Consider the following 4,309-nt stretch of genomic DNA (forward strand, 5'->3'; position numbering starts at 1 on the left):
CGCTTACCCCGCGCCGCACTATTCTCCGAAACCGCGACCCATGCACCGAGGGATTCATTCCAGACCGACTTATAAACCTTGTTCATTTTGCATACCTGCGTAAAAGTTGATTCGAATCCGTGACGCGAATACGCAGGTAACCGTAGCCAGCTGCATTTCGTTTCAGCGCGGCCGAAGAATCCGTCTGGACCCCGGTTGCGGCTGCATGGACAAGAGCCGAACTCTACTGAGCAGGACAGCAAGCCTTAATCAGAAACGTCCCAAATCGACACGTGGTGCAACAGATGCAACAGCTTATCGACTCGCCTTGTTAGGAATTGTTAGGGAAACTAAGACAAAGCGAGAATCATTCGAAAATTCGACCGCGTTCATACTTCGAAAAATCAGCGGCAGCAGGTCGCTTTACCGCAGCCCGATGGCGCGATCGCGCAAGCCTCGCTGCACCCCTGTGTCACAATTTGTGATATCGCGTCCGGCCGGGAGATTCGCGCCATCGGCCGTTGTTTAATCGCCAGGACCCAATACGTGTGAACGCCATGAACATCATTCACGACTTGCAAACCATCGCCCAGCAGGAAAAAACGCTCGTATTCCCGCAATTCGATTCGGATCGGGCCTGGCAACTCGGCGCGCAATTGCGCGAGATGGCGCTCGCGCGCGGCGCGGCGGTCGCCATCGAAGTCCGCACCTTCGGGCAGCAACTGTTCTACGTCGCGCTCGATGGCACCACGCCGGACAACGCCCGCTGGGTGGAGCGCAAGGCGCGCACGGTCGAGTATTTTCGCCGGAGTTCGTACGCGATCGGTCTGAGCCTGCAGCAGGGCGGCACCACGCTCGCCGATAAATACAGTCTTCCCGCTGCCGAGTTCGCTACGCACGGCGGCGCATTTCCGCTGGCGGTCAAAGGTGCGGGCGTGATTGGCGTGGTCACGGTGTCGGGATTGCCGCAACGCTCCGATCATGCCCTGGTCGTGGAAGCACTGTGTGCGGTGCTCGGGCACGACGCCAGCGCACTGGCGCTTCTATCGGACAAGGCTTAGCCGATGCGCTCATCCGCTTATGTGTTGCTCGCTGTCGCCATCGTCGCGGAAGTTGTGGCGACTTCCGCGCTGCGGGCATCGGAGGGATTTACGCGCCTCGTACCGGCCACCGTCGTGGTGATCGGCTATTGCATATCGTTCTATTTGCTTTCTCTGACGCTGAAGTCGATACCTGTCGGCATCGTGTACGCGGTCTGGTCAGGGGCTGGCATCGTGTTGATCACGCTGGTGGCCGCGTTGCTGTTCAAGCAGATCCCCGACCTGCCCGCCGTGATCGGCATGGGCCTGATCGTAGCGGGCGTCGTCGTGTTGAACGTGTTTTCGAAGGTCAGCGCGCATTGAGTTTTCGCTCAACGAGGCAAGGGCACAAGGGGGCAGACCTTAGTTGCAGCGTATGATCATCGAGCGGTTTTTTACATTCGCCGACACCACGTTGGTGATGCTGCCGCCCGAGGGTCCTCCTTCCTCGTTATCCTTCGATACGATCGTGTATCCGGTCGCGCCGCATTTGTCGCCGGCGAGGACATAACAACTGGCCCAGGTCGAACTGGCATCGGCGCCGCTACAGTTGATGGCGTAACCCGTTTGACCGTCGGGGAGATGGATCAGCGAAGCATCATTTGACGATGCGCACGCGCCGAGGCTCACGACGGCGGCGATGGTCGCGGTGTGGAGCGCATGGGAGCGTACGCGGTGTGAAAGTATTTTCATCGAGTCCTCTGGTGGCAACCATCGGTTTTCAGTCAACAGAGCCAGACCGGGCGCCTGTTGGCGTGCCTGTCTGATTCAAATGGTATTTTCCCACACGCCCCAGAGCGGTCGTAAAAGCGACTCGGTGCATGGACGCTAGCGCAGGGTAGACCGTGTGCATGGGGCGCGAGTACCATGATCGCGATCCCGTTTTCCTCCGTCCGAGGCGACCATGAACATCCATTTTCCCGCCGATGCGCCCGCTTATCGCGAGACAAACCTCACGATCGTGTTCCCCGCGCTGGTCGACGGCGAGCAGGTTCCGTGCGCGATTTCCGTCGAAGCGCTCGAGGATCACTTCGACGTGGAAAGTTGCGACAGCCGCGGCTGGATTCGTGCATTCGATGCGGCGCGTGCCCGGATCGAAGCCGTTGCGCGCGAGCACTTGCGCGTCAGCAACGGCACGCCCGTGTTGTTGAAAAGCGGCCATTTCCCTCCGGGTTCCGCGTTGCAGTGAGCGGCCTTCGCCACGCATTGCCGGGTGGCGCGGCACCGATTTTTCACGTTGCTCTTTCTCTGTAAGCACGGTTCGTGCCGCCGGCGATGTAACCAGAATCGAACGAGGCGTTCAACCCCGTGCCGGCCTCATCCAGCGGTGACTCCGCGGGTGCCCGGTTGATCGAAGCGGTCCGCCGACTAAACACTGTTCAGTTTTGCATTGACTTACGCGCGCGCTTCCGGAGAATGCGTCGGATGACAGTTATCGCGCAACGCACTCCAAAGCGGCACGTCATGCGCAACGCCATACTCGACGCCGCGCGGGCGATCATGTTGCGCGACGGTTTCGACGCTTTATCGATGCGCAAGATAGCCGACGTAATCGGTTACTCCCCAGCGTCGCTCTACCTGCACTTCGAGGGCCGCGACGCCATTGCCCACGCGCTATGCGGCGAAGGCCATGCTCAACTGATGGCCGCGCTGCGCTCGGTCGATCCGGCCGCTAGTCCCGCCAGCAGGCTGACGGCGATGGGGCACGCCTACGTCGCGTTCGCGCGGAAGCATCCGCAGATCTATCAGCTTATTTTCATGGAAAATTCAGCCTACACCGCAGCCGCGATGGGTCAGGGCGCGGACGGCGCGACTACGCTTTCGATCCTGAGCGATCCGTTGACCGCGCTGTGTACCGAGGAAAACCGTCTGGCAGCGGCTGAGATCTTGTGGGCCGCGTTGCATGGCATCGCGTCGTTGAGCCTGACCGCCAGCGCGTTTATCGGCACGCCGGTCGATGCGTTGGTCGAACACGCGCTCGCGCCTTATCTTCCAAATTCCGATATCGGGAAAACTGCGCGTCGACGGCCGAACGGCCGCAGTGCATGATTTCCCGTTCAGCCTTCGTTTTACATTCACATACAACAATCGAGAATTGAAACAACCATGACCGAGACAATCGACGAAATCCGTATCGAGCGCGCGCATGGCATTGGATTGATCGAGCTGAACCGCCCGAAAGCAATGAACGCGTTATCCCTGCCGATGCTGCACGCCATCGAGGTAGCGCTAAATTCCTGGCGCGACGACCCGTCGGTGCACGCTGTGGTCGTGTACAGCCCGCATCCGCGAGCGTTCTGCGCGGGCGGCGATATCCGGTTTCTGTATGAATCGGCGAAAACGGGTGAGCGCGCAAAGATCGAGACATTTTTCACCGACGAATATCGCCTGAATCACGTCATTTTCTCGTATCCGAAGCCGTACATCGCGTTCATGAACGGCGTGGTCATGGGCGGCGGAATGGGGATTTCGCAGGGCGCGCGGCATACCGGCGGCCTGCGCGTGGTCATGGGCTCGACCAAAATGGCGATGCCGGAGACGCGCATCGGCCTGTTTCCCGACGTGGGCGCAAGCTGGTTTCTCGCCCGCACGCCCGGCTCAATCGGGCGCTATCTGGCCGCGACGGGCGCCACTATCGGTCCGGGCGACGCACTCCATGCCGGTCTCGCCGACGTTTTTTTGACGGACGAAGCGCTGCCCGGGCTTATCGATGCGTTGAAGGAAAAGACCTTCGCGTCGGGCGACGAGGTGGTGGCGTTTGTCGAGGCGAATACGAGCCGCAATGCAAGCGGCGGTGTCGAGACGAGTCAGCTCGAGCAGGCTCGGGCGTTCATCGATGCGCATTTTGCTTCCGGCAACGGCGCGGCCTGTTTGAAGTCACTGGACAACGCGCAGGACGATTGGGCCAGGCAGACGGCCGCCGAGTTGCGGGAGCGTTCGCCCTTGTCGATCGATGTCTCGCTGGAGCATGTCGACCGGGCGAAGACGTCGAGCATGGGGGAGACGCTGCGCCGGGATCTGATCTTGACGCGCACGACGTTCGATCATGGCGACGTTGTGGAGGGCATTCGGGCGCGCATTGTCGATAAAGACAATCAGCCGGTGTGGAAATTGAAGCGTTCGGAAGATGTGACGCGCGCCGACGTCCTGCGGATGTTCGAGAGCCCGTGGACTGGTGGCGAGCACCCGCTGGCGTCGCTCGCTGATTAATCCGCGTCGTTGCCGGCCATGAAGGCGCGCATGAATACGAG

General features: G+C 60.5%; 7 protein-coding genes. 5 read left to right on the top strand and 2 right to left on the bottom strand.

Translation table 11 applies throughout. The annotated features are described in order from the left end of the window. A partial coding sequence (locus WCA53_RS25605) for an ESPR domain-containing protein (RefSeq protein ID WP_423917026.1) occupies nucleotides 1-86 on the bottom strand: 86 nt, incomplete at its 3' end. Nucleotides 87-536: 450 nt separating this feature from the next. Between WCA53_RS25605 and WCA53_RS25610 the strand changes: the two genes are divergently transcribed. Together WCA53_RS25610 and WCA53_RS25615 are read left to right on the top strand one after the other, a co-directional pair. Continuing rightward, the gene (locus tag WCA53_RS25610) at nucleotides 537-1,040 is read left to right on the top strand and encodes a heme-degrading domain-containing protein (RefSeq protein ID WP_423917011.1); all 504 of its coding nucleotides are present in this window, start codon (nucleotides 537-539) and stop codon (nucleotides 1,038-1,040) included. Between the two features lie 3 nt (nucleotides 1,041-1,043). After that, nucleotides 1,044-1,382 (top strand): SMR family transporter, encoded by a 339-nt coding sequence (locus WCA53_RS25615; RefSeq protein WP_423917014.1) that lies wholly within the window; start codon nucleotides 1,044-1,046, stop codon nucleotides 1,380-1,382. A gap of 39 nt (nucleotides 1,383-1,421) precedes the next feature. On the opposite strand, the gene WCA53_RS25620 is transcribed toward WCA53_RS25615, so the two are convergent. Further along, entirely contained in the window at nucleotides 1,422-1,751 is a 330-nt protein-coding gene (locus tag WCA53_RS25620; RefSeq protein ID WP_423917017.1) for a hypothetical protein, read from the bottom strand. A gap of 211 nt (nucleotides 1,752-1,962) precedes the next feature. Here WCA53_RS25620 and WCA53_RS25625 point away from each other — a divergent pair, with 211 nt between their 5' ends. The 3 genes from WCA53_RS25625 to WCA53_RS25635 all read left to right on the top strand — a co-directional run bounded on the left by WCA53_RS25625 (nucleotide 1,963) and on the right by WCA53_RS25635 (nucleotide 4,268). Next, a complete protein-coding gene (locus WCA53_RS25625) occupies nucleotides 1,963-2,247 on the top strand; it encodes a DUF1488 domain-containing protein (protein WP_423917019.1) in 285 nt (94 codons plus the stop codon). A gap of 236 nt (nucleotides 2,248-2,483) precedes the next feature. After that, a complete protein-coding gene (locus WCA53_RS25630; protein ID WP_423917022.1) occupies nucleotides 2,484-3,107 on the top strand; it encodes a TetR/AcrR family transcriptional regulator in 624 nt (207 codons plus the stop codon). Between the two features lie 57 nt (nucleotides 3,108-3,164). Beyond that, nucleotides 3,165-4,268 carry an enoyl-CoA hydratase/isomerase family protein gene (locus WCA53_RS25635; RefSeq protein ID WP_423917024.1) on the top strand — a complete coding sequence of 368 codons (1,104 nt, stop codon included), beginning with the start codon at nucleotides 3,165-3,167 and terminating at the stop codon, nucleotides 4,266-4,268. The last annotated feature ends 41 nt before the right edge of the window (nucleotides 4,269-4,309 follow it).

The organism is Caballeronia sp., from assembly GCF_049581465.1.
GTDB lineage: Bacteria > Pseudomonadota > Gammaproteobacteria > Burkholderiales > Burkholderiaceae > Caballeronia.